This window comes from Polynucleobacter sp. 73C-SIWE, from assembly GCF_018882465.1.
Taxonomy (GTDB): Bacteria; Pseudomonadota; Gammaproteobacteria; order Burkholderiales; family Burkholderiaceae; genus Polynucleobacter.
The window spans coordinates 260,209-284,705 of sequence record NZ_JACVOK010000001.1 but is presented as its reverse complement, the minus strand read 5'-3'; the positions used below and the strand labels follow the sequence as shown (position 1 = coordinate 284,705).

Genomic DNA, 24,497 nt, shown 5'->3' with positions numbered 1-24,497 from the left:
TTACTGAGGCAGAGACTTTATCTGCGTTTCTAGTTCAACTATTTGGTCGTTTACCTCTCTCGGATAGGGATAGCGTGCCTTAATAATTTTTGCATACTGTAAATACAGGATTGCTTTTTTAGCATCTCCTTTGTCAAGATAATATTGGGACATTCTAATAAATGTCAGTGGATTACTAATGGCATCAAGTGAGATAATTTTAATTATTGGGTTATTGTCAAATCCTTCTAACGCCTTTGAAATTCCATTTGATAGTGGTTTAATTATGAGAATGTTGGCTAATATCAAAAAAATAAAAATTTTGAGGCAGTAAATCAGTATATTTTTTAAGGGAATCATTTTGGTATCTCTAGAGGATGTCGGTTCATCGTGCTGCATAACTTCTTTTCTAAAAAGAAGATGCCCCAAGAAAGATTGTTGAAGAAGGGTATAAAAATAACGTCGCAGAAATTTAAGGTTGGCTTTTAGATTGCTCAGCATGAATAAATAATAGTGCAAATAATGAGCCTAGATAGATAAAGATCACATATAGATAGTTTTCTCGCGCTGGGACAGGGGTAGTTGCGATATCTTTTAGTAGATTCCATTGTAAAAAATCATACTCAATCAGTATCAAATAAATATAGATGATGGCGTGTCCAAGTAGTATAGATTTCAGTATTCCTAGGATAAAAATCCTCTTTTCTTTGGTGGGGCTTGAGAACAAGCTAAGGATAGTCAGTGACAGCATAACTAATGTACCTAATGTAGCATCAAAAAGCATTACTGCTACTGCGAAATACTGCCATCCCGGTTGTTTGTTTTTTGCGCCAAAGATTCCTATAAACGCAGCTAAGGTGCAGGGTAGATACTCTGGATGAAATGGAGTTGTACTCTCAAGTAAGGCAGTGATTCCAAGAATGCCCATGGGTAATAATTGATAAAATGAAAATGTCGAGCGATTGAGGGTTCGGTAAAGTAAATATATTCCCATTACTGCTACTAGCAGCATCCATAAATACAAAAAATTTACGGCAGGTTGCTGCGGGACCAACAAATAGCCTAGCAATGGCAGAATAATCGAGCTGCATTTTTCAGAATCACACTTCACAAAAAAATTTGCAGTAGCTTGTTGTAGTGCTTCGAAATAAGGGCTATAAATTGTTGACTTAAAGTGAATGGCGATGAACAGTAGCCACAATCCGCTCATGAGGGCAAAAAGAGCCGCTTGCCGCCTGTCTTGGAATTTAGGCTTGATTGTTGGTAGCCGAATACTGTTTAAGTTAGTCAATGGTATTTCTTGAGATCAAAATGATGGCTAAACAATATCACTTTTCTGGGGGGGGGGTAAAAGACTTCTCCACTTGATAAGATTACTTTTTTATGTGGAAGCGAATTAGTGCCCGCCTAAATTATTTAGCTTTGGGACTGGGCCAATTCCCTTATTGACTATTGATTACTCAAAAATCGACCAATCCTTGGAGATTGGTGGCAGAATCAGACAGTGACATCAATTGAAATTCTGACACCGACAATATGACGCAAAAGCAAATTTTTAGCAAAATCACCCCCAACCTCTTGCTAGTGACGGTATTAGATAGTTCTCAAGTTACGGGCCGAGAGGATGCTAGTGGTCCAGATCAGATCTTGCAGGTTAGCGTTATCCACCTTCCTCAGGCCAAGACCATTCGTCCCCATAAACATAAAAATACCTCCAGAAACACAACTGGGACGCAGGAAGCTTGGGTTGTTATTTCTGGGCTTCTGAAGGCTAATATTTACGATGTAGATGATTCTTTGCTCGACATCATTTCTCTAGGCCCGGGGATGTGTATGACCTTATATAATGGGGGGCATAATTTTGAAGTGATTTCAAGTGACGCGTTAATTTACGAGATAAAGAACGGACCATACTATGGCGCAGAGTTTGACTCACAGCCTATTGATCAATAAATGTTTAATTAGTGGCGCTCCAGTTTTTAAAGTATTGGATTTTGGTCAGCATCCCTATGCAGATACTTTCGTTAATGAAAATCAACTGAATTTATCGGAGCCGATATTTCCACTTCAGGTTTACTTAAATCCTGAAACTGGATCAGTTCAATTAGCTTATTTAAGTAATGCAGAAGAGAGATATAACTTATATAGTTATAGCTATACATCCTCCAATTCAAACTTTTCTAGAAATCACTGGGATAAGTACGCAAGCACTTTGATTGAGCGCTTTAATCCAAAGGGTTTAGTGATTGAAATTGGTAGCAATGATGGTTATTTAATTAGTAAGTTCCGTGAGAAGAGTTTGCCTACCTTGGGGATTGACTCTTCAGGAACTATGTGTGAGCTTGCAAGGGCTAGCGGACAACCCTCTATGCATGCTGTATTCACCCAGTCGATAGCTAAAGAGATCAAGGATAAGGATGGTTTAGCATGTCTGGTAATGGCTAATAATGTTTTTAATCACGCCAACAATCCAGTAGATTTTGCTCGGGGTGTTAGAGACTTGTTATCAGATGATGGCGTCTTTGTTTTTGAGTTACCCTACTGGGCTGATTCAGTTTCAAGTGGACATTTAGACCAGGTCTACCACGAGCACATTAGTTACTTTACTGTTAAAAGCTCATGGTATTTGCTTGCTTCCGCAGGCATGCAAATGATTGATTTTGATATCGTTAATTATCATGGTGGATCATTACGCGTTTTTGCCAAAAAAGGGATTGCCACTGCTATACCTGCAAAAATTGAGTCTGCAATAGAAGAAGAAACAAAATCCGGCTTGTTTTCTATTGAATTTTATAAAGGGCTCCAGAGGGCCTTAATTGAGCGCAGAAATCAGTGGCTTTTACAGTTTTATAGCTTACTGGCCAAAGAGCCAGATGCGGTCATTATTGGTGTCGGTGCTGCTGCAAAGGCTAATACTTGGTTAAATTGGCATGGGCTCACAGGGATGCATTTAAAATGCATCACTGATTCTAGTGAGTTTAAACAGGGTAAATACACGCCACTTAGTCGTATTCCAATTTTTGGTGACGAGGTGTTTGCGGACTATGAAAAGCCCTATGCATTAATTCTTAGTTGGAATATTAGCGAGCCATTAAAAGAGGCGCTTAAAAAAATTAACCCAAACGTAAGGTTTTTATCACAATGAAAAAATTTAATATCTACACGCAAAATAACCCTGGCTTAGAGTTTCATAAGGATGACAGGGGAACTATTGCAGATGTTTTTTTCAACACTCAAATTCATCATGTGGCAGTGGTTAATAGTAAAGCGAATTCATTACGTGGCAATCATTATCACAAGCATTCGACTCAGCATATGTTGATGACCAAAGGTCGTATGGAGTATTGGTATAAGCCTGTTGGTTCATCAGAACCAAGTCAAATGGTAATGGTCAACGTCGGTGATGTTATTTCTACGCCACCTAACGAGATTCATGCCCTTAGATACCTAGATGATGAGGAATCTGAATTCATTGTTTTCTCTGAAGGTCCAAGAGGCGGCCCCGATTATGAGAGTGATACATTCCGCGTCGACAGTATTTTTGACGGGAAGTAATGAAAAAAGCTTTAGTGCTTGGATCAACAGGGGGTATTGGTAACGCGGTATGCGCTCTGTTGGTTAATCAGGGACACATAGTTGTTTTGCTCGATCGAGGCGAGATAAGTAATATTCCGCAAACTCTTGCAAGTGAAAACCCAGATTGGGTGTTTAACTGTATTGGAGTTTTAGGGGACAATAAAAGTAGTTTTAATGAAGTGTTCGACCCAAATGTTGCTGTTAATTGGGCAATCATCAAATACTACCTAGGACATTTAGCAGCAAATGTGAGGATAGTGATGGTCGGCTCTACGTCTTACGAGTCTGGAAGAAAAAACTACATACTGTATTCAGCTAGCAAAGCAGCACTTCACAATATGTGGCAAGGAGCGTGCGAGAATTTTGAGGGAACTAATATCTTTTTAGGCCTGATACATCCTGGGTCTGTTGATACACCAATGATTGCGCATTTACCTAAAAAGGCTAATATTCTTAGCCCTCAGGATGTGGCCATATCAATGGTAGACTTAGCAAAGTCAATGAAAAGCCACCAATCTTTAGTTCATATCGATCAAAAAAAATGAAAAAAACCGCATTTATTACTGGTATTGCTGGTCAAGATGGTAGCTATCTTTCTGAGTATCTACTTTCACTTGGTTATCGTGTTACGGGTATTGTTCGTAGAAACAGTACGGTAGAGCATCAGCGCGATCGTATTTACGGTTTGCCTATTGAACTTGAGTATGGTGATTTGATTGATCAAGGTTCTATTGAGCGAGCGATGAGGCTTTTTAAGCCGGATGAGATTTATAACCTGGGTGCACAAAGTCATGTGCGTATCAGTAGCGATATTCCCCACTTCACTGTGCAGACAAATGCAATGGGTGTATTAAATATGTTGGAAGCTTTTCGACATATTGTCCCTAATGCAAAATTTTATCAAGCAAGTAGCTCTGAAATGTTTGGTAGCGCAGTAGATGAGGATGGATACCAAAGAGAGACAACACCCATGCATCCAGTAAGCCCATATGGATGCTCAAAAGTTTTTGGTTACAACATAGTGCGTCATCATCGTAATGCCTATAAATTATTTGCGGCAAATGGGATCTTGTTTAATCATGAATCTCCACGCCGTGGCAGTAACTTTGTCACCAATAAGGTGGTTAAGGGGGCGGTTGAAATTTCCCTTGGTTTGGCAGATAAGTTAGAAATGGGCAATATGGATAGCTTTCGTGATTGGGGGCATAGTAAAGATTATGTCCGCGCGATGCACTTGATTTTGCAACAAGATAAGCCTGAGGATTATGTGGTTGCAACCGGGGAAACCCGCTCAGTTCGGGAGATGTGTGAATATGTTTTTGGTAAGCTAGGTTTAGATTACCAAGCTTATGTAACACAAAATCCAAAGTTTTTGCGACCTGAAGAATTGCCATATTTGCGTGGCGATAGCAAAAAGATCCGCACAGAATTAAAGTGGGTGCCAGAATATTCTTTCGAGAATTTAATGGACGAAATGATTGCCCATTGGCAAGAAATTTATTCTACAAAGTAATAAAAATGAGTAGTATTTTTTAGGCCCACTTTAAGTTCTAAATATGAAGTCCATTGCGATCATAATGCCGGCTTATAACGAAGCGGTCACCATATCAAAAGTCATTCGAGAATTTCATCTTGCTGTTCCTGCTGCAAGTATTTATGTGGTGGATAATAATTCCTCAGACTCCACTTATGAATTGGCTTTGCAAACGTTAAAAGAAGTTGGCATCTCAGGTCGTGTGATTCGTGAGCCTCGACAGGGAAAGGGGAATGCAGTCAGGCGTGCATTCTTAGAAGTTGATGCTGATATTTATGTCATGGTCGATGCTGATCTTACCTACCCCGCTTTAAGATTGCAGGATTTGATTGATCCTGTAGCAAATGGTGACGCCGATATGGTAGTTGGTGATCGTCATTCATTGGGAGGATATAAGCAAGAAAATAAGCGTCATTTTCACTCTTTTGGCAATGCTCTAGTGACAACCTTGGTGAACAGGCTATTTAAGGCTCGATTGGTAGACATTATGAGTGGTTATCGTGTTTTTAGTCGCAAGTTTGTAAAAAACTATGCGATCTTGGTTGAGGGCTTTGAGATTGAAACTGACATTACCCTGCATTCACTGGATAAGCGCTACCGGATTAAAGAAATTCCCATTGAGTACCAAGATCGCCCTGAGGGCAGCGTAAGCAAGCTCAACACGTTCTCAGATGGTGCAAAAGTGCTATCCACTATTTTTCAAATTCTTTGCTATTACAGACCTTTATTTTTCTTTGGAATGATTTCAATATTTTTTGGAGTTTTAGGATTTATAGCTGCAATCCCTGTATTTGATGACTGGGTCACTCATCGATACATCTATCATGTACCGCTAGCGATCTTGGCAGCATCATTAGAGCTTATCGCTGCACTTTCTTTAAGTGTAAGCCTCGTTCTGAATTCAATTACAAGGCAATATCGCATGCTCTGCGAACGAGATTTATTAAATAGCTAGCTTTTTAATAAGCCTTCCCATGGAGGGTTTAAGCCTATAAATTTATTTATGAGACTAGCTTTGTTAAAACTTCCCCCTTACTTGGAAGGGCGCTGGTTTCAAGATAAATTTTTTATAACGATTAACTGGCCTTTCTTGCTGGCATTTGTCACTTTTTGGTCTTATGGGTGGCAGCCTATTATTGCTCGCGATGCTGTAATGCTTCAAGCTGGCGTTGCAATTTATACAGTGTGCATTTTGACTGGATATTTAATCATAGGGCTCAATAATGCTTCCTCACTATCTTCCAAAATTCAGCTATCTTTCAAGGATTTTTTAGCATTTCTTTTTATAGTTGGAATTTGGGTTGCCCTTGAGTTTTTTAGACTTCAAGAGCCCATTTCGGGAGATCAGTTTTACTATAGCCTCAGGGCAAAAGCTCATGAGATATATTTTATAGGAAAGTTAGAAGATAGCGACTTCTTTCAGAGCAAGACATTTAAATATGTGGTGTATTTTTTAGATGCCTTATTACTAATCATAGGCATTTTAGTTTTTATTTTTCTAAATCGCTTGAGGGCACGCAAGTTATTATTCTGCATAGTTGTGATAATTATCACAATAAGCGCTAGATTTGCCTCACTAGAAATCGGAATTGGGGGCAGCCCTCATCCACCTTTTCAGTTATTCCCTATTTGGCTTGTGACTAGCATACTGGGACTTAGTGATTGGTCTCTTAGACTTTCTCAGTTAATTGGACTTATTGCTTGTTCTGGATTTATATACTGGACATTTCGCAATCGTATTGGCTTTATCAATTCGCTAGTACTGAGTGTTGCAGTTTGTTCTATTCCGCTTTATATGCATGTTGCTTCTATGGTCGAGGGATCGGCTTGGACAACGCTTATAGCATTCATAGTGCTTACTAAAATTATTTTTAATCCTCCCAAAAAATTCTCTTCATGGTTTGGGCTTTCAGTATTGATCTGTATTTTTACATTGATGCGATTGACAGCATTTTTGTTGTTCCCTATTTTTATTATTTTTTATTTCCAGCAGTATAAAAAAGCTAATCATAAACTCAGGTTAAATCAGATCTTATTGCTTTTTGTGCCGCTATTGCTTTGTTTGCCATTTTTCGTAATGAGTGTTACCCAAGGGACTCCTGCAACCTACATTCCTGGTGAGGTGGAATATATTGCAGGATCAAATTCAGTATTTAATCGCCTTTTTTTCGCCCTTAAAGAGGGAGTAATTTATGGGACTTCTATTAGCGCTGTTGGTGCATTTTGGTTAACCCTTATACTGGGGATATTTCTTCGCGACGCGTATGAAAATAACTACCTAAAAAATCGTTTTTTAATTGGCGCCTTATTTGTAATATTTGTAGCTACCTTCTTTTCAATTCGACCGGTTCTTTGGGGTGCCGATCGGTATAAAGCAGAATATTTGGTGCCATTTATATTGCTTGGAGCAACACTTATCTTAATAAGGCTTTACGAGTGGAGAGTCTCTAGGAGGTTATTTTTATTATTTTCTTTTGGATTTATTGCTGCTGGAAGCTTAGGTTTTGCGCGCTATCCTCAGTACTTTATAGACCCTTTGGCTGGAGAACGTTTTGAAAGGCAAACTGAACAATCCTATGATTTTCAAAGTGCATTACAAGAGTCTCGCTCTGCAGGGCTCTCTAAAAACTTGGTATTAGTAGGCGCAACCTATGGAGTCATGCCGCAAATTTTATCGGGCTATTCTGTAGCAGAAGTGTCGGCCTCTAATAAGAATTATGACCAATTTTATAATCAAAAGAAACCAGGAAAATCTATTAGTGAGAGTGCTTTGGCGACTCCTGAGGTTAAATTGATGTTGCTTATAGGTTCTGATGGTATGAGTAATAAAGCTACGTTAATCGAAAATGGATGGATTCCATGGAAAGTATTTCCCATTGATAATGGATATGAAATCTATTCAGTAAGACGCGGCAGTAAGCTGATAGAGCGATCTCCCTAAACAACATATAAATCAAGGCAATTTAATCATGCAAATTGTTGTTCCGATGTCTGGGTTTGGTGAGCGGTTTCGCAAGGCGGGCTATTCGATTCCAAAGCCTCTAATTGATGTTGATGGTAAGCCGATCGTGGCTCATGTAATTGACATGTTCCCCGGGGAAAAAGACTTTATTTTTATTTGTAATCAGGAGCATTTAGATGAGCCGTCTTATGAGATGGCTTCCATTTTAAAAAAATATTGCCCAACAGGTCGTATCGTGGGTATTCCTTCGCATAAGTTGGGCCCAATATATGCAGTTCTTCAGGCCATTAAAGAAATTGACCTAAATCAACCTGTGGTCGTGAATTATTGTGATTTCACGTGTTTTTGGAATTGGGACCACTTTAAAAAATTTGTTAGCGAAACTGCATGTATGGGAGCTATTCCTGCTTATAGAGGTTTTCATCCACATTCTTTGGGCAGCACAAATTATGCATATATTCAGGAAGTAAATGGATGGGTGTTGGACATTCAAGAAAAACAACCATATACCAATGATCGAATGAATGAGTTTGCTTCTAGCGGTACCTACTACTTTGCTTCTGCCAAATTAATGAAAGATGCATTTGAACGAGTAGTAGATAAAGACCTCAATGTAGGAGGGGAATTTTATGTTAGCTTGGCCTATAAACCACTTTTAGAAAACCATACTCCAATTGCCGTTTACCCCATTCAGCATTTCATGCAATGGGGCACTCCAGAGGATTTGGCTGAGTATCGGGTATGGTCGGATGTCTTTATGCGTTTAATTAAGCCAGCTTCGGATACTAATGAGCAAGATGGCGCACTCATAATGCCAATGGCTGGATTGGGTCAGCGCTTTAAGAGTGAAGGTTATAAAATCACAAAGCCGCTTATACCTGTTTCTGGCGTACCTATGGTTGCCCAGGCCATGCATGATTTACCACAGACATCAAGACAAGTTTTTGTATTGCGTGAGGATATGCCTGGATATCAAGATGTGGTTACTGAGTTAGTTAAAAAATATCCAAACTCCATTATTAAAATAATTCAACAGGTAACGGAGGGCCAAGCTTGTACGGCTTTAATTGGTCTTGATGCCCTACAAGAAAATAATATAGAGTCTGATGAGTTGCCAGTTACTATTGGAGCTTGTGACAATGGCATGCTTTACTCAGCCACCCGCCTTCAGGATATGATCCTAGATCCCAAAATAGATGTGATTGTTTGGGGGGTTCGTGGGCACCCCAATGCTATACGCCATCCCAAAATGTTTGGCTGGATTAGTGAGCAAGGCGGTAAAATTTCTTCGATCTCAGTAAAGGAGTCCCTTGTTAATCCTAAAATTGATCCAATAGTGCTAGGAACGTTCACATTTAAGCGGGCTAAAAACTTTCGTAAGGCAGTAAATCAGTTAATAGGTCGAAATGGCACAACGAATGGGGAATTTTATATTGATGCTGCCATTAATGATGCAATTGCATTAGGTTTAAATTGCTATCTATTTGAGGTGGATAGCTACCTCTCATGGGGTACGCCAAGTGACCTGCAGACATTTGAATACTGGCAGTCTTGCTTTCATAAATGGGGTGGCCACCACTATCGCCTAGAATGCGATTCACGGATTCCTTTAAGTCGGGTAAGATATCTTCAGGATAAGTATCGAGAGATCATTCCAGTTATGCCTTAAGATGACTTTGTATATCCTTCCCAATACCAATTATTTAAGAATCTCGGAAAGTAGGTTTAGTAATGTCCTCAAAGTTTGGCATACTTGCAAAGCTGGGATTTCTTCAAGATTGGATTTCGACTTTAATCGCAGGGGTGAATCCTGCTGTTATTCACAATTTAGAGAAATATCATGTATTAAAAAAAGTACATTATCTATCTGCTATAGAAAACGTTGAAGGCGACTATTTGGAGTTTGGGGTTTTTACTGGGAGCTCCTTTTCGCACTCCATTCGTTGTTGCCAAAAGATGCAAAAATTAAACCCTAAAGTTCTTAATACCAAGTTTTATGGGTTTGACTCGTTTTCTGGCTTTGGCGAGATTTCTGAGGAGGATGTGCACCCCTTTTATACAGATGAAAACTTTTCAACAAGTCTTAAGGCTGTCGAAAAGAGAGTTTCTAGGGCAGCCAGAAACATACAGTATCAGCTGGTGCCAGGGTTTTTTAGTGATTCTCTTAGAGGTGGGCCTGTTTCATTTGGAATTCAAAAAGCCAGAATTATTTTTATCGATAGCGATACATACTCGAGTGCAAACGAGGCTTTAATCTTTTGTTCATCGATCATACAAGAGGGAGCATTCATGATCTTGGACGATTTTTATTCATATCGAGGAAGTAGTTCTCGGGGGGTCGCAAAAGCTTTTAATGAATTTATTGAAAAAAATAAATTACAAGTTCGGCGCGTATTTACATATGGAATGGGCGGGGCAGTTTTTATAATATCGAAATCTTAAAATGTTTTTTTCGCTCATCATCCCTTGCTTCAATGAAGCAAAAAATATTCCACTAATATTGGAGCGTTGCAGTGGGCTATCCTATAAGAATGAAATTGAAGTAATTTTGGTTGATAACGGATCATCCGATGAAACAAAAAATGTATTGAGGACATTTTTACCTTTGTATCCTAGTTGCAGGATGATTTCTGTAGATCAAAATGAAGGCTATGGATATGGGATTTTGCAGGGTCTTTATGCTGCAAAGGGCGATTTTTTAGGGTGGACCCATGCGGATATGCAGACAGACCCACAGGATGTGTTGAAGGTGTTGGAGCTTTTTGAAAAGAATGCAAATATTTTTATAAAGGGTAAGCGATATGGGCGCCCCTTTTTTGATACTGTTTTTACTATTGGCATGAGCATCTTTGAAACCATTTTATTGGGCTGCAGAATGTGGGATATTAATGCTCAGCCGACCATGTTTTCTCGGAAATTTTTTCAAACTTGGACATCTCCCCCAAAAGACTTTTCTTTGGATTTATACGCTTACTATCAGGCACGGACCCAGGACTTGAAAATCATTAGATTTCCGGTGAAATTTGGAGAAAGAGCTTACGGAGTTTCTCATTGGAATATTAGTTTTTCAGCTAAATTAAAATTCATACGCAGAACACTCAGCTACAGTTTTCAATTGAAGAGAAATATTTAATATGGTGATTATTCATCATCAGCGAAACTTAATTTCTGATCTACTAGAGACAGATAGCAAATATGGTATTGAGATCGACATTCGATCAGAGTCAAATCAGCTCATTCTTCAGCATGATCCTTATGTTGTAGGCCAATCTTTTGAAGAGTGGTTAGATCATTTTCAGCACAACACCTTGATTTTGAATGTTAAAGAGGAAGGACTTGAAAATAAAATTCTTGATTTGATGAAATCGAAAAATATTAAAAATTATTTTTTTCTCGATCAATCATTTCCATTTCTCGTGAAGTCAGCGAAGTTAGGTGAAAGAAACTGTGCGGTCCGTGTTTCTGAATTCGAATCTATTGACACAGCACTTTCTTTAGCTTCAATGATTGATTGGGTTTGGGTTGATTGTTTTAGCAAATTTCCCTTGACGGCAAATGAGGCTAGGCTTTTAAAGGAGTCGGGCCTAAGACTTTGCATTGTTTCTCCAGAGCTTCATGGAAGAAATGCAGAAGTTGAAATTCAGGAAATGGCAAATCTTCTAAGATTACGAGATATCGAAATAGATGCAGTATGTACTAAGCGACCAGACTTATGGGAGACCTACTCATGAGTTCAATCAATAAGCTTTATTCTCATCCAATGTTTGGATTGGGATTAGTTATTAGATTGGCCCTTATTTACTATTTCATTCCAATCCCAGTTTCCACTTGGTATTTACCATTTATGGAAAACAGCATGTCTATGGCCACCCTCGACCCTTGGGGTTCATGGGTTTCTTTGGAGGGTAATCTAGCTGCATTCCCATATGGTTATGCAATGTGGCTCTTTTTTTTACCACCCCTTCTTTTTTGTAAATTCGCTGGGGTGCCATTAAGTTATGGCTATGAATTTACTTTGTTACTTGCAGATTTCGGACTGTTGGCAACTCTAAATATGTTGGTCCCAAACCGCCAGAAGCTTCTTTTGGGAGTGTATTGGCTCTCGCCAATCATCATCATGGCATCTTATCTATTTGGATTAAATGATCTAATCCCTGCTGCGCTACTGGTGCTCTCAATATATTGTCTTCGCAGATCTCGTTTAGTTTGGTCTGGCATCTTATGTGCAGCAGCCATCTCTGCAAAGTTAAGTATGGTAGTGGCGTTACCATTTTTTTGTATCTACTTGTATAACAACAAAGCCCTAAGGCAACGTGCAATTCCTTTTTGCGTTAGTTTTTTGTTCTCCATTTTAATACTGGGCATACCCTTTCTACTATCAAGCGCAGCTATTGGGATGTTATTGAGCAATCCCGAATTGGGTAAGATATTTCGTTTATCGCTCGAATTAGGCGGTGGAATATATATCTACCTTGTTCCCTTGATTTACTTGACTATGATTTATTTAGCTTGGCGTGTGCAACGAATGAGTTTTGAGGTATTCCAAGCTACTCTAGGTATAGCATTCTTATTAATAATATTGATGACGCCAATTTCCCCGGGTTGGTTTATTTGGGCCATCCCTTTTCTTGTAATTTATCAATCAACAAGTGATCGTATTAGTATTTTATTGATTGCACTTTTTTCTTGTATTTATGCATTAAATGCTCTTCTATATCTACCGATAGCATTTACTGATGGCTACCGAATTCTTTTAATAAAATCCCTGTCTTTGAAGTCATCGTTTGAGCTACAACTTGGATCTTTGCTTCAAACAGCAATGATTGCAGTGGGCGTTATATTGGCAATACGTATATGGCGAGAAGCCATTACTAGGAATGATTTTTTCCGTCTGAGTAGGAAGCCTTTTTCAATTGGTATAGCTGGAGATTCAGCAGCTGGAAAAGACACGTTCGCAGATTCATTAACAGGTCTTTTTGGGAGTCATTCTGTATCAAAAATTTCAGGCGATGATTACCATCTTTGGGATAGGCAAAAACCAATGTGGCAGGTAATGACGCATTTGAACCCAATGGCTAATGATTTAGAAGGCTTTTCGAATGATTTAATTCGACTAGTTGATAGAAAAAACATTTTAGTCAAACACTATGACCATCAAATAGGAAGAATGGGTAAGCCCATACTGATTAAGGCTAATGACTTTATCATTGCTAGTGGCCTGCATGCGCTGTATCTCCCGCTTCTGAGAAATTGCTATAACTTAAAAATATTTTTAGAGTTAGATTATGATTTGCGTCGTTATTTCAAGTTAAAGAGAGATACAAAGCTAAGGGGCCATAGTATTGATAAGGTGCTTGAATCATTTGAGAGAAGGTCCTTGGATTCAGAGCGTTTTATCCAGCCACAGTCTTTACATGCAGATTTGGTTTTTCGAATAGAGCCTATTCATTCAGATTATTTAAATGATGTTAATTTAGAGCAATCAATACCGCTAAAATTAATTGTCAAATCTCAGCGGGGTTTTAATGAGCTGTCTTTAAATAGGGTTCTTGTCGGTATTTGTGGTCTACATGTTGACTTAAATATGATGAATAACGATCGTGAGGTACACCTAGTCATCGAAGGAGATACTAGTGCTGACGATATTAAAATGGCAGCCCAAATACTATGCCCACAAGTCATTGAATTTCTGGATAATGACCCTAACTGGGAGGGCGGTATTATTGGATTAATGCAGTTGATCACCTTATCCCACATTAGCCAAGCTTTAACAAAACGATTGATATGATGAAGATACTTGATCCAAGCAAATTTGCACAATTGCCGGATGCAATTTTGTTCGATACGGACAATACTCTTTATGCGTACGATCCAGCTCATGCAGTTGCGCAAAAGGCTGTTAGAGATAAAGTTATTAAGACCTTTTCTATTTCTGGGGATGACTTTGATAGCGCATTTAAAGAGGCTAGAGCGCAGGTTAAGTTACGACTCAAAGAAACTGCATCCTCTCATAGTCGATTACTTTATTTGCAACGCATGCTTGAAATCATGGGCCTTGGCTCTCAAGTGCTCTTAGCATTAGATTTTGAACAAACCTATTGGCGTACATTTTTGGGAAATGCAGTGTTATTCAGTGATGTTAAGGAGTTGCTCGATGATATTCGGCTTTTAGGCATACCAACTGCAATAGTTACCGATCTGACTGCTCAGATTCAATTTAGAAAGGTTGTTTATTTTGGCTTGGATCAATATTTTGACTACATTGTCACTAGTGAGGAGGCTGGATTTGATAAGCCTCATGAAGCCCCCTTCCAAATTGCTTTGGAAAAAATGAATCCTAAGGGTAATTGCATCTGGATGGTTGGAGATAACTCAATCAATGACATTTCCGGCGCTCGACAGTCAATCAATGCTGTGACATTGCAAAAAGTACATGCTGGTGTCCAAGTGGGATCAGGGCCTCATATGCCAGATGCTATTTTTGAAGATTTCTTTCAGCTCAGAAAATTATTAGACAAATTGTCTCAGGATTAATGATTGAAAAGAACATGGACCTGCTGCGTTCAATAAAAGATTTTTGTGCTGAAATAGGCCAAAATCGACTTTTAGTGCAGGGAGCTGGAGGAAATGTCTCATTTAAAGAGGGGGGCATATTATGGGTAAAGGCCTCTGGTACTTGGATTGGCGAAGCCAAGATTAAGGAAATATTTACCCCTGTAGATTTGAAGCAACTTCAAGATGCGATACAAAGTCGCCGTTATGACATATCACCCATTGCCTTGGGTGTAGATGCATTAAAGCCCTCTATAGAAACACTCTTGCATGCCCTTATGCCTCATAAAATTGTTTTACACCTACATGCAATTGAGGCTTTAGCATATTTAGTTCGGAAAAATGCACGCCAGCAAATAGGTGACGTGATTGGAAGCTCCCTCCCCTGGAAGTTTATTGAGTACCATAAGCCTGGGGCCGAGTTGGCAGGAGCGATACATGATGCAATTTGTTCATCACCAAGTTTAAATCTATTATTTTTGGAGAACCATGGCGTGGTAATTGGCTGCGATAGTCTGGAGGAACTTAGATCAACTTTAAGTGCAGTATGTTCGTTGCTTCAAAAAGAGTTAAGCGTAATTGTTGACAATGCCGTTATACATAGATCTATGCTTGACGCTCAAAATATATCCATAGAGGGTTACAATATTTCCGATGATTCCGAGCTTAATGAATTGGCAATCAACCCAACTCTATTGGATATGGTAAAAACAAGTTGGGCACTTTATCCTGATCATGTTGTTTTCCTGGGATCCGAACCTATTCTAGTTAGAGCTGAAAATATCAACGATCTTCTCGTTGGAAGCTCTCTAAATTCCCCATATATTTTTGTAGAAGGACTTGGCGTTTTAGAGAGTATCGCCGTAACTAAAGGGCAAAAAGCTCAATTACGCTGTTATTACGATACTTTAATCAGGCAGCCTAATCCTCGAAATCTTTCTACACTTACAAAACAACAGATCTATGAACTACTTAACTGGGATGCCGAAAAATACAGGCAACTAAACGCATAGCTTAAATCATTAAGCCTATAATTTACTGCTATCTATGTCCGCATTCATTGCGATTCTATTGTTTTGATATCATTGGCTCGCTAATGTTGATGACAAAATCCTGACCATTATCAAAAATCCGAGGGTATCGCCGTCCTAATACTTGAAGTTGATTCTGCACTGCGAAAGTGCGTACCGCTTGTGTACGAATCCATGGGTTAGGGTGATTTTGCCTACTAGCCAATTCAGGGTCTCTGATTGAAAAGAGCGCCTCATTGCCGTAGGAGTAGGCAATGTATTGAATTCCTTGATCCCTCAAATACTGAGCAAGATTTTCTGGCGATTGATCATAGGGTACTCCGGGCTTTGGCCCAACATTACCAGGCCAATCCATTACATGAAATTTCCCCCTGCCAAAGTCAATCAAGAATGGTGTGTCAAGTCTCAATAAAACAGTTGAACCAAGAGGAAGTGAGTTTTGTAATAAGTTGATGCGCAATTGTTCTCTGGCAACATCGAGGGAATAAGGCATGTTAGATGTTGAATGAATGAGTACTTTTATAAGCCCTCGAGAGCTGCGCTTCATAGTATCTAAGAGTTGGGGTACTGAGAAGCCAATCAGAGTAATGAATATCAAGGCACTAGAAATGTGCAGTCTACTTTTTGAAACTACTTCCTTCAAGGATAGATTAAATAATGCATACAAAGCTAAGAATGCCATTGGCCCAAATAAGGAAACGTAGGAATAGCGTGTAAGTGATCCAGCACTAGTCATGGTTAAGGAGCAAGATAGAAGGATGATGACAATGCTTAAGGAGGAAATGAAAAAGAAAAGCCGTTGATCAAGCGCTTCCTTAAACCGATGCAGCAACGCAAGTAGGCTGATCAAGATCACATAGTAAGGCAGTAGAGCAAGAATGGCATCGGCAAACTGATCTAGGCTGGCCAGCCCTAATGCATTGGGCGTTACTAAACCATGCCCCAGTAGTGGATAGAAAGGGGTTTTAGCAAATTGCCAATTGGCAATCAACCATGGAAGTGTAAAAAGCAGCATACATCCCAAAAAGATCGCAAACTCTAGAGCGGTACGGCTTAATCTAGCAATGGTCAATCTACAGAGGTAAATACATAAGCCAGTAGCACATACGGGAATGATGTAGTTGCCTTTTAAAACCAGAAGGCTTGATAGCAAGAGCGCTAACAAAACATGATCGAAGTAGCGCTCACCATAGTTGCTCTGTATGTAAAAGCTGATCGTTGCAACAAATAATCCACCCGCAACAATGAGGGGTGAAGCATTCACAATCGGCGCATTGATGATGACGGCACACCAAATAACAATGCATACCAGTGGAAATGCAAAAGACGTAGATATATGTACTCTTTTGTGTGCATTCAGTGTGAGCAGTATCAGTAATATCAAGCCAATACCGGTATCCGCCAAATGAGAAGCAGCAGCAGGTAAATAAGAGCTAAGCAAGGCGATGATGTAGTTGCCCGCGCCGAATCCTTGTTCAATACTGCGATCATTAAAAGGATCCCCGCCTTGGTAGCCTTCTTGCAAGATTCTTTTTGCCAGCACAAGGTATCCAGAAAAATCATCATGTTGATTTAATGGTAGGTGATAAAAATAACTTAGGGTGATAAGAAGACAAAGTACAGAAATGGAAATGCCGACGCAGCTAGCAAGCAAAGCTTTTGAATTTGAAGCCTGAAATTGCTCTTGAAGCCAGAATTTTCTATTGATATTTGTGCCCAAAAAACCTATTTTTTTAAGCTGTACCAGAGACAAGACAATCCCAATAGCTAAAAATATTTGAAATGCCAATGGGCTAGCTAGATGAAAGAGCTCAAAATAGCCGCAACTCAAAATAAAAGCACTAATCCCGATCGCAACAGTTATGCCTGAACCAAAATCATTTGGTTTGCTAAGCCACCCCAAAATGATTGCACCATAACCCCAAAATGCTAGGCATATAATGAGCAAATAGAGGGTGGAAATTAATTCTTGCATGCTGTTTTAGATGGGTTAATTACAGGCAATAAGCAGCCCAAAATTAAGGTTTATGGATAAAAATCAATTATTACACCGTACAGTTCAGACTGAAGAAAACACGAGCTATGCTGGTGCTGCGGAGTTATGGGCAAATGAGGCTAATTTACCCCGCTACAACCTCGATATTGTGCGAAAGCTCTCAGGACTTGCCTCATCAAATGCTAGGGTACTTGAGTTTGGCGCTGGTATAGGCAGTCTGGCTCAGATATGGGCTAAGCAAAAAAGTATCAAGCCAATTTGCCTTGAGATTGATTCCAACCTAAAAAATATCATTCAGGATCGTGGGTTTGAGTGCTACTCCAGCCTTGAAGATATTGAGGGTCAATTTGATCTCATTTATTCCTCAAATGTTTTAGAGCATATTGAAGATGATCAAAAGGCTCTAGAGCAGTTATATCAAAAGCTAAAGCCGGGTGGAGCACTGGCTTTATATCTCCCTGCATTTCAATGTTTGTACTCAGATTTTGATGCGGCAATTGGGCACTACAGAAGATATGGAAAAGCAGAGCTAATGAATAAACTCAAGAGCGCGCATTTCACTATTAAAAAATGTGAGTATGCCGATTCTATTGGATTTTTTGCTTGGCTAACTACCAAGAATAAAAAGCATAGCCAAAACACTAAACAGAGTAATAATGGTCAACTCAAGTTCTATGACCAATATATTTTTCCGGTTAGCAATGCCTTAGATATGTTTGGTACAAAGTATATGTTCGGCAAAAATTTGCTAGCAATTGCACGCAAACCAATTGACTAAGTCTAACTTCATTAACCATCAAATACATTTCAGCAGTCTGAGGGATGAATCATATGGATATAGCTGACTCTAGTGCTCAAGAAGCATCTAATAAATCGGATAGAGATTTATTGGGGCTAAGTCTCATTTTATTGAGTAGTGTTCTTTTAGGTATCTGGGCGGTCAAGGGAACAATTGCCCTTCGCAATATATTGTTGGGTATAGAAACTGTTTTATCAATCGTCTATTGCTACCAATTTTTTAAAACCAATACGCAAAAAATTCCTCTTAGGAATTGGATCCCCATCATCATGGTGGGTATGATGTTTTGCTGGGTGATCTTTCACTACTTTTTTCTATCAAGATTTCCAGAAATTCAGTTTCATGAGTTAAAGAGTACCTGGTTGAGGGCACTCCTAGCCACTATCGTTGGCTTTGGAACGGGGCTTGCAATATTAAGAAGGCCTAATGCAGTGAACTTTTTGTGGCTTGGAATTCTAACTAGTTTTGCTTATCTTTTTTATCAATATATCCCGCTGGCAATTTCAACAAACAATATTAACTATCATGGTTATGACTCATTTATATATCCCGGGAAAATTAGCGGTGTCTTAGCTGGCACGATTCTAATTTCTGGTCTTTTGGGGACTCTTTTGGATCGCTACCCAAGCTTGAATATCAAATCAAAGATAATAATGGTTTTATTTTGGTTGATTGGATCCTGCGTTGTTCTTTATGCCCATGTCTATATTTTTGATGCTCGCAATGGCATTGGCCTTGGGGTGTTGATTTTCGGCTTAGTCTCGATGATGTTTTTAATGCAAATATCATCTCTATTGATTAATAGATTGTGTCTTAAATTAGCGTTAAGAAATGGGCTATTTGTTCTTGTTCTGATTGGTGTAGTTGGCTGGTTTGGGTGGGAGCAATTTAAAGTAAACCCGGGCTGGTCGTCCATGATTGAGGATGCCAAAATTGCTATACAAATTGAAAAATATCCTAATTGGCAAAATCCACGCACATTGGGCTACCCACAATCTTTGCTAGGCAAGGAGGTTGCAGCTAATACCTACGAGCGGCTCTCTTGGGCAACCGCTGCAATTACAGTATTTATCCCTGAAAATCTCTTGGGTGCTGGGATCCTCAGCAAGCCCTTTGGTGTTCTCTTAAACGCCAAATACCCCAATAGTGGCAGCTATATTCTTTCTACCCATAGCGCCTGGGTGGAATTAGCTCTTGCATTTGGTATCCCTGCCCTAATTTTTACCCTAGGTGCCTTAGTCGCTATCCTGGTTTTATCTGCTACTGCAAAAAGTCCTTTTAAGTATTTACCAGCTATCCTTTCCTTTGCAATAATCCCGGTATATACGGCAGGGGAGATTAGCTCGCAACATTCTATTGAGATCTTGTATTTCTGGATTACTCTTCTTGGCGCCTCTCTTTTTCCTTCTGTTACCAAAAGACTCGAAAATCAGTAAGCATTTAGAGCTCAGCGAAGTGTAAAATTAGTCAATAAACCCTTATAATCGCTGGAATTAATAAAGCAATTCTTTTTCTAATAAGGGCATGCATCCTATGGCATCTTTAGGTCAAAATACCCAAACTGAGGAAGGTGAAATCATCCTCCTTGATATCGTCAATTTCTTGCAAGAGTCCTGGAAAAAACTTGCACTTGCTGCATTTTTAGGCGCCATTCTAGGATTTGCAAATTGGAGTTTCTTAGGCAGCTATTCGGCCGAATATGTTTTGCTAAATAATAATAATAATAATAATAATAATAATAATAATAATAGTTACGCTCTGAACTTGGTTTCTTGGAAGGTGCTCCAAAAAAGCCTACCAAATTTAGCTGCGCAAATCGTAGATGAAGGCAAAGCGCCCGAAGGTCAGGATGGGGTATATAAAACTTTATCTACTGAAGCATGGTGGCAGAAAAATGTTAAACCCAGCTACGCACTCTCTAAGGCCGACATTAAGGACTTGGCAGCGGTGGGTAAAGATCTTGATCAAGCCAGCACTACCATCATCAACTTTACTTTAGAGATGAGTGGATCAAGTCGGGTATCAGCAATTGATAATGTTAAAAATGCTGCCGACTTTATGCGTTCTGGTAGTGCGTATCTACAACTTCGCAACTTCATTAATGGTTACGAGGGCGAGATAATTTCATCGCAAGCAGATATTCAAAAACAAATTACTTCTACCGAAATTGAGATGAGTTTTCAGCTCCAGCGAGCTAAAAATTTAGAAGAGTTGTACAAGCGATTTCCGAGTAATGCAAGCGTGAACCAGTCGGTAGTTGACCCAAAGGACTCGGGTGCCAAATATCTCTCGATATCAACTCAAATCGTCGCCAATAATATTGATATCAATCAGTCCAAGGAAAATTTGCAACGCTACAAAGATCGCTTAGCTCAAATTGCGATTATCAAGGCGTATATTGAAAAGGCCAAAATCTTGGTGGGTCAAACCTTTGATGGCATTGTTCTTGTGAAGCAACTTCTGGAGGCTGAGCAGCTAGTTCGGGCTGAGACAGTGCAGGGCGACATTAAAAGGCAAGAAGTCCTTGATGTAATACGCGCTAACTTATATGGAGTACAAGCTCGATTTACGCGTGGACTTGAGGCGACAACAGCACCTACAAGTAGCGGCAAGAAAGGCATGATTAAGTCCACCGCTGGCGGCTTAGCAGCAACCTTTTTCCTGGCGCTCTTAGTGCTGTTAGGTCATCGGGTTTGGATAAATCTCAAAAGCGGTGTTGCCAAGTGAGGCCCCGAGAAGTGGTACAGGTACGAGATCCGATATTAGCGGGCGTCAGTAAATAATCGCTTGAAAAATCAAACAGCAGAAGCGCTTATTAAAAGAATGTCCTCATGAAGATTACAATTGTTGGAGATAATTCTCGGGCTCTCAGGTGTCAAATAAAAAATTTATTCATCAGTCATTACCATCGGTTGATTCTAAGCAGTGCCAACCGAATATCGAAATGGCAAAAGATCAATCTTGAGGATGGCCTTAGAGAGCGATTCTTATTTTAAATCTTTTTTAATTGAATATTAAAAGTACTACATGTTTCATCCCAAAAAGTATATTAAGAATTTATTTTTTACGATGGTATTTTTTTGGGGCGGAATATGAATAGTTTAAACATATATATTTATACTCTAGTATCAATTGTTTTTGTGAATTTGGTAAAAGGCACTTAAATAGCTCAACCCATATATTTATTAGTATAAATACTCCACATATATTATTGAAATTCATGAAAAATACATTTAAAAAGTTATATAGATTAATGACATTGCACGAGCGTCGTCGTGTATCTATTCTTATTATTTTGATTGTAGTTATGGCATTGTTTGATGTAATTGGGGTGGCTTCCATAATGCCATTTACAATGGTAGTGGCAAATCCAAGTCTAATTGAAACTAACCCGCTACTTAGCCAATTTTATCTATCGTTTGATTTTAGTGGCAGTAAGCCGTTTATATTTTTTTTAGGCGTTATAACTTTTGCCGTGCTTACCATTTCAATGGCCTTTAAGGCGCTTATGGTCTATTTGCAATCCCATTTTATTCTGGCGATGGAGCATACCCTAGGGCAGAGATTAATCCATCAGTATCTGCATCAGCCATATATCTGGTTTTTAAATAAAAATAGTGCAGAACTTGGGAAAACGTTGCTCTCTGAAATAGGAAATGTTGTTTCGCTTGTGATGACACCTGCCATGAATTTGATTGCTCAGAGTTTTGTTGCTTTTGCATTGCTAGCATTAGTTTTTTTTGTAAACCCCAAGCTGTCTTTAATAGTTTTTCTTACATTAGGCTTAAGCTATGGTGCGGTACATTTTTTAACCGGTGAATATATCAAGGATATAGGGAAGTCGCGATTTACAGAAAATTCAAACCGGTTTTTGGCGGTCATGGAGGCCTTTGGCGCCATTAAGGAGGTAAAAATTTCTAGCCTAGAGATGGCTTATGTAGAGCGATTTTCAAAGCCTTCTGGTTTATACGTCAAATATCAAGCAAGTTTTCAAGTTGCATCTACAGTCCCAAGGTTTGCTATTGAGGCAATTGCTTTTGGGGGGATGTTGTTAGTAATGCTTTATTTGCTGAGTGGAGGAGGCGAGCTGGCCGAAACATTGCCAATTATTGCCTTATATGGAATGGCTGGATATAGACTTATGCCAGCATTACAACAAATATACAATAGCATCACATCACTAGTCTACTCGAAATCGGCAATTGATTCCCTGTATTCGGATGTAATTGGTACTGCCTTAAAGGTGAATCAAGAGCATCAAAAGATTGATATCCAAGGCATAGATAAAGAGATAGTGCTTAAAAATATTAATTTTTCTTATCCAGGCGCATCAAAAAAAGCATTAAAAAATATTAATATTAAAATTCCAGTCAACGGCACAATTGGATTGGTTGGTGCTACTGGTAGCGGTAAAACAACCATAATTGATATTATTCTTGGCTTACTAGAGCCTAATCAAGGTGCTATTGAGGTTGATGGTGTTGCTATCACAAAACTAAACAGGGCTAGTTGGCACAGCATCATCGGCTATGTGCCTCAAAATATTTTTTTGATTGACGATACGGTCGCTGCAAATATTGCATTCGGCATTGATCCCGCTTCGATTGACATGAGGCGCCTTGAAAATGCATCAAAAGCGGCTGACATACACAACTTTATTCATGAGCATCTTCCATATGGGTATGAGACTAAAGTTGGGGAGCGCGGTATTTGCCTGTCAGGTGGCGAGCGTCAGCGAATTGGTATTGCAAGGGCTCTGTATCGCAATCCTAAGTTGTTGGTGTTTGATGAGGCTACAAGTGCGCTGGACAACCTAACTCAATCAGTTGTGATGAATTCAGTGCGGACTATGGGGCATCAGATGACCATAATAATAGTAGCTCATAGATTAAGCACAATTCGTGAATGCGATTTTATATATCATATCAGTCATGGGGGGATTATTTCTGCGGGCAGTTATGATGAGCTAAAACTAATTGATCCAATATTTAATGCAATGTCAAATTAGTTTGAGGATTAAGAATAATGATTAAATCTAAAGTCCCACATGTAAATTTACCATCAAAATATAAGATGAGTTTATTTCCCGAGAGTATTGATTTTGATATACCTGGCTTCAAAAAACATTACGTTATTAGAGGAAGAGATACCTTGGCTATTCGAGCGCGAGATTGTGCTCATTGGTATGACGAAATGATTGATAGAGTTATTGACTCATGCGGAAAAGCTTTTTTGCCTATATGTCGTATCAGTGATGGGGAATTTCTATTTTTACTTGGTCGTCAGCCTGAGGACTTTAGGATAAAACGTTCCAATATTGAACGGGTTCATATTTTTCTTGCTGACCTTAAGTGGAGGATATTATTGCGTGGCGGCCTAGGACCCTTCACCCTAGGGCACTACCATTCAGGAAGGTATTCAGGAAGGGAGTGGGCAAAGGCTAGGATTAATCAACCGAGCTTAATAAAGCAAATTAGTGAAAAAGGTATTTTGGCGTTACATCTTAATTATGAATCTATACCATTTGCAGAAAGATATTTTCCCGCACTTAATAAATGGTTAATAGAAAACAAAATAGAAATTACCGATGAAAATTATTATCCATTTTACTTTGTATATGCAATGTTAACGGGAGAGAGGCGATCTGAGTTATTTAAAGGTCGGCGGGTATTGGTGGTGAATGGAGCTACCGGGGAAAAGCAAGATAAAATATTGGCTGGATTATTGAGGGAGGGTGTTGAAGAGATATTTTGGTGTGCAATTTCCCAGGAGAGATCTTTGTATGACAAAATATCCGTTGAAAAATATACGGGAAAAATAGATTTTGTTTTGGTCGGAGCTGGAATTGGAAAAGCCCCCATACTTCTTCAGCTTGAGTTATTGCAAGTTCCCTGTATTGATGCAGGGTTTATTTTTGAAATCTGGGCCGATAGCCAAAATAAATATAAGAGATCGTATTGTGCTACAGATGCCGAGTGGGACGAGATTAAGTCCGATCCATTGGCGGCTGGAATTTAACCATTTGTGCTCACTTTGGTAGCAGTTGCAAGCACGGGTTTTAAAATGCA

General features: G+C 39.2%; 22 protein-coding genes. 19 read left to right on the top strand and 3 right to left on the bottom strand.

The genetic code is table 11. The annotated features are described in order from the left end of the window. Positions 1 to 480 (bottom strand): hypothetical protein, encoded by a 480-nt coding sequence (locus tag ICN17_RS01440; protein WP_216235847.1) that lies wholly within the window; start codon positions 478 to 480, stop codon positions 1 to 3. Continuing rightward, positions 452 to 1,270, bottom strand: a complete 819-nt coding sequence (locus ICN17_RS01435) for a hypothetical protein (protein ID WP_216235846.1) — start codon at positions 1,268 to 1,270, stop codon at positions 452 to 454. The genes ICN17_RS01440 and ICN17_RS01435 overlap by 29 nt, the downstream gene beginning before the upstream one ends. 245 nt (positions 1,271 to 1,515) lie before the next feature. Between ICN17_RS01435 and ICN17_RS01430 the strand changes: the two genes are divergently transcribed. The 14 genes from ICN17_RS01430 to ICN17_RS01365 all read left to right on the top strand — a co-directional run bounded on the left by ICN17_RS01430 (position 1,516) and on the right by ICN17_RS01365 (position 15,616). Then, positions 1,516 to 1,932 (top strand): hypothetical protein, encoded by a 417-nt coding sequence (locus tag ICN17_RS01430; protein WP_216235844.1) that lies wholly within the window; start codon positions 1,516 to 1,518, stop codon positions 1,930 to 1,932. Continuing rightward, positions 1,907 to 3,124, top strand: a complete 1,218-nt coding sequence (locus ICN17_RS01425) for a methyltransferase domain-containing protein (RefSeq protein ID WP_216235842.1) — start codon at positions 1,907 to 1,909, stop codon at positions 3,122 to 3,124. Before ICN17_RS01430 ends, ICN17_RS01425 begins: the two co-directional genes overlap by 26 nt. 101 nt (positions 3,125 to 3,225) lie before the next feature. Then, complete coding sequence (locus ICN17_RS01420; protein ID WP_216235840.1) at positions 3,226 to 3,534, top strand: cupin domain-containing protein; 309 nt, start codon at positions 3,226 to 3,228, stop codon at positions 3,532 to 3,534. Next, on the top strand, positions 3,534 to 4,100 hold the full coding sequence (locus ICN17_RS01415) for an SDR family oxidoreductase (protein WP_216235838.1): 567 nt from the start codon (positions 3,534 to 3,536) through the stop codon (positions 4,098 to 4,100). The genes ICN17_RS01420 and ICN17_RS01415 overlap by 1 nt, the downstream gene beginning before the upstream one ends. After that, entirely contained in the window at positions 4,097 to 5,068 is a 972-nt protein-coding gene (locus tag ICN17_RS01410; protein ID WP_216235837.1) for a GDP-mannose 4,6-dehydratase, read from the top strand. Before ICN17_RS01415 ends, ICN17_RS01410 begins: the two co-directional genes overlap by 4 nt. Before the next feature lie 43 nt (positions 5,069 to 5,111). After that, positions 5,112 to 6,044, top strand: a complete 933-nt coding sequence (locus ICN17_RS01405; protein WP_216235836.1) for a glycosyltransferase family 2 protein — start codon at positions 5,112 to 5,114, stop codon at positions 6,042 to 6,044. A 48-nt stretch (positions 6,045 to 6,092) separates the two neighbouring features. Further along, positions 6,093 to 8,030, top strand: a complete 1,938-nt coding sequence (locus tag ICN17_RS01400; protein ID WP_216235835.1) for a glycosyltransferase family 39 protein — start codon at positions 6,093 to 6,095, stop codon at positions 8,028 to 8,030. 28 nt (positions 8,031 to 8,058) lie between these two features. Further along, positions 8,059 to 9,720 (top strand): NTP transferase domain-containing protein, encoded by a 1,662-nt coding sequence (locus ICN17_RS01395; protein WP_216235834.1) that lies wholly within the window; start codon positions 8,059 to 8,061, stop codon positions 9,718 to 9,720. A 62-nt stretch (positions 9,721 to 9,782) separates the two neighbouring features. Next, entirely contained in the window at positions 9,783 to 10,493 is a 711-nt protein-coding gene (locus ICN17_RS01390) for a TylF/MycF/NovP-related O-methyltransferase (RefSeq protein WP_216235833.1), read from the top strand. A gap of 1 nt (position 10,494) precedes the next feature. Further along, positions 10,495 to 11,184: a glycosyltransferase family 2 protein gene (locus ICN17_RS01385; protein ID WP_216235832.1), complete on the top strand. Its 690-nt coding sequence runs from the start codon at positions 10,495 to 10,497 to the stop codon at positions 11,182 to 11,184. 1 nt (position 11,185) lies between these two features. Beyond that, entirely contained in the window at positions 11,186 to 11,782 is a 597-nt protein-coding gene (locus ICN17_RS01380) for a hypothetical protein (protein ID WP_216235829.1), read from the top strand. After that, positions 11,779 to 13,839 (top strand): uridine kinase, encoded by a 2,061-nt coding sequence (locus ICN17_RS01375; protein WP_216861784.1) that lies wholly within the window; start codon positions 11,779 to 11,781, stop codon positions 13,837 to 13,839. The genes ICN17_RS01380 and ICN17_RS01375 overlap by 4 nt, the downstream gene beginning before the upstream one ends. Next, positions 13,836 to 14,585: an HAD family hydrolase gene (locus ICN17_RS01370; protein ID WP_216235828.1), complete on the top strand. Its 750-nt coding sequence runs from the start codon at positions 13,836 to 13,838 to the stop codon at positions 14,583 to 14,585. The genes ICN17_RS01375 and ICN17_RS01370 overlap by 4 nt, the downstream gene beginning before the upstream one ends. Beyond that, entirely contained in the window at positions 14,585 to 15,616 is a 1,032-nt protein-coding gene (locus ICN17_RS01365) for a class II aldolase/adducin family protein (RefSeq protein ID WP_216235827.1), read from the top strand. Before ICN17_RS01370 ends, ICN17_RS01365 begins: the two co-directional genes overlap by 1 nt. A gap of 55 nt (positions 15,617 to 15,671) precedes the next feature. Here the strand turns inward: ICN17_RS01365 and ICN17_RS01360 are convergent, their stop codons facing one another. Then, positions 15,672 to 17,177 carry a hypothetical protein gene (locus ICN17_RS01360; RefSeq protein ID WP_216235826.1) on the bottom strand — a complete coding sequence of 502 codons (1,506 nt, stop codon included), beginning with the start codon at positions 17,175 to 17,177 and terminating at the stop codon, positions 15,672 to 15,674. Positions 17,178 to 17,661: 484 nt separating this feature from the next. Between ICN17_RS01360 and ICN17_RS01355 the strand changes: the two genes are divergently transcribed. The 5 genes from ICN17_RS01355 (at position 17,662) to ICN17_RS01335 (ending at position 24,447) form a co-directional block, all read left to right on the top strand. Next, positions 17,662 to 18,408, top strand: coding sequence for a bifunctional 2-polyprenyl-6-hydroxyphenol methylase/3-demethylubiquinol 3-O-methyltransferase UbiG (locus tag ICN17_RS01355; RefSeq protein WP_216235825.1), 747 nt, complete (start codon positions 17,662 to 17,664; stop codon positions 18,406 to 18,408). Between the two features lie 53 nt (positions 18,409 to 18,461). Next, positions 18,462 to 19,865, top strand: coding sequence for a hypothetical protein (locus ICN17_RS01350; RefSeq protein ID WP_216235824.1), 1,404 nt, complete (start codon positions 18,462 to 18,464; stop codon positions 19,863 to 19,865). A 97-nt stretch (positions 19,866 to 19,962) separates the two neighbouring features. Next, on the top strand, positions 19,963 to 21,156 hold the full coding sequence (locus ICN17_RS01345; protein WP_216235823.1) for a hypothetical protein: 1,194 nt from the start codon (positions 19,963 to 19,965) through the stop codon (positions 21,154 to 21,156). Positions 21,157 to 21,649: 493 nt separating this feature from the next. Continuing rightward, the gene (locus ICN17_RS01340; RefSeq protein ID WP_216235822.1) at positions 21,650 to 23,437 is read left to right on the top strand and encodes an ABC transporter ATP-binding protein; all 1,788 of its coding nucleotides are present in this window, start codon (positions 21,650 to 21,652) and stop codon (positions 23,435 to 23,437) included. Positions 23,438 to 23,454: 17 nt separating this feature from the next. Then, positions 23,455 to 24,447: a hypothetical protein gene (locus ICN17_RS01335; RefSeq protein WP_216235821.1), complete on the top strand. Its 993-nt coding sequence runs from the start codon at positions 23,455 to 23,457 to the stop codon at positions 24,445 to 24,447. The last annotated feature ends 50 nt before the right edge of the window (positions 24,448 to 24,497 follow it).

Coding starts and splice junctions, on each gene's coding strand:
- ICN17_RS01440 (WP_216235847.1), bottom strand. CDS start 480: ATGCTGAGCAATCTAAAAGCCAACCTTAAATTTCTGCGACGTTATTTT.
- ICN17_RS01430 (WP_216235844.1), top strand. CDS start 1,516: ATGACGCAAAAGCAAATTTTTAGCAAAATCACCCCCAACCTCTTGCTA.
- ICN17_RS01415 (WP_216235838.1), top strand. CDS start 3,534: ATGAAAAAAGCTTTAGTGCTTGGATCAACAGGGGGTATTGGTAACGCG.
- ICN17_RS01410 (WP_216235837.1), top strand. CDS start 4,097: ATGAAAAAAACCGCATTTATTACTGGTATTGCTGGTCAAGATGGTAGC.
- ICN17_RS01405 (WP_216235836.1), top strand. CDS start 5,112: ATGAAGTCCATTGCGATCATAATGCCGGCTTATAACGAAGCGGTCACC.
- ICN17_RS01400 (WP_216235835.1), top strand. CDS start 6,093: ATGAGACTAGCTTTGTTAAAACTTCCCCCTTACTTGGAAGGGCGCTGG.
- ICN17_RS01395 (WP_216235834.1), top strand. CDS start 8,059: ATGCAAATTGTTGTTCCGATGTCTGGGTTTGGTGAGCGGTTTCGCAAG.
- ICN17_RS01390 (WP_216235833.1), top strand. CDS start 9,783: ATGTCCTCAAAGTTTGGCATACTTGCAAAGCTGGGATTTCTTCAAGAT.
- ICN17_RS01385 (WP_216235832.1), top strand. CDS start 10,495: ATGTTTTTTTCGCTCATCATCCCTTGCTTCAATGAAGCAAAAAATATT.
- ICN17_RS01380 (WP_216235829.1), top strand. CDS start 11,186: ATGGTGATTATTCATCATCAGCGAAACTTAATTTCTGATCTACTAGAG.
- ICN17_RS01375 (WP_216861784.1), top strand. CDS start 11,779: ATGAGTTCAATCAATAAGCTTTATTCTCATCCAATGTTTGGATTGGGA.
- ICN17_RS01370 (WP_216235828.1), top strand. CDS start 13,836: ATGATGAAGATACTTGATCCAAGCAAATTTGCACAATTGCCGGATGCA.
- ICN17_RS01365 (WP_216235827.1), top strand. CDS start 14,585: ATGATTGAAAAGAACATGGACCTGCTGCGTTCAATAAAAGATTTTTGT.
- ICN17_RS01355 (WP_216235825.1), top strand. CDS start 17,662: ATGGATAAAAATCAATTATTACACCGTACAGTTCAGACTGAAGAAAAC.
- ICN17_RS01350 (WP_216235824.1), top strand. CDS start 18,462: ATGGATATAGCTGACTCTAGTGCTCAAGAAGCATCTAATAAATCGGAT.
- ICN17_RS01345 (WP_216235823.1), top strand. CDS start 19,963: ATGGCATCTTTAGGTCAAAATACCCAAACTGAGGAAGGTGAAATCATC.
- ICN17_RS01340 (WP_216235822.1), top strand. CDS start 21,650: ATGAAAAATACATTTAAAAAGTTATATAGATTAATGACATTGCACGAG.
- ICN17_RS01335 (WP_216235821.1), top strand. CDS start 23,455: ATGATTAAATCTAAAGTCCCACATGTAAATTTACCATCAAAATATAAG.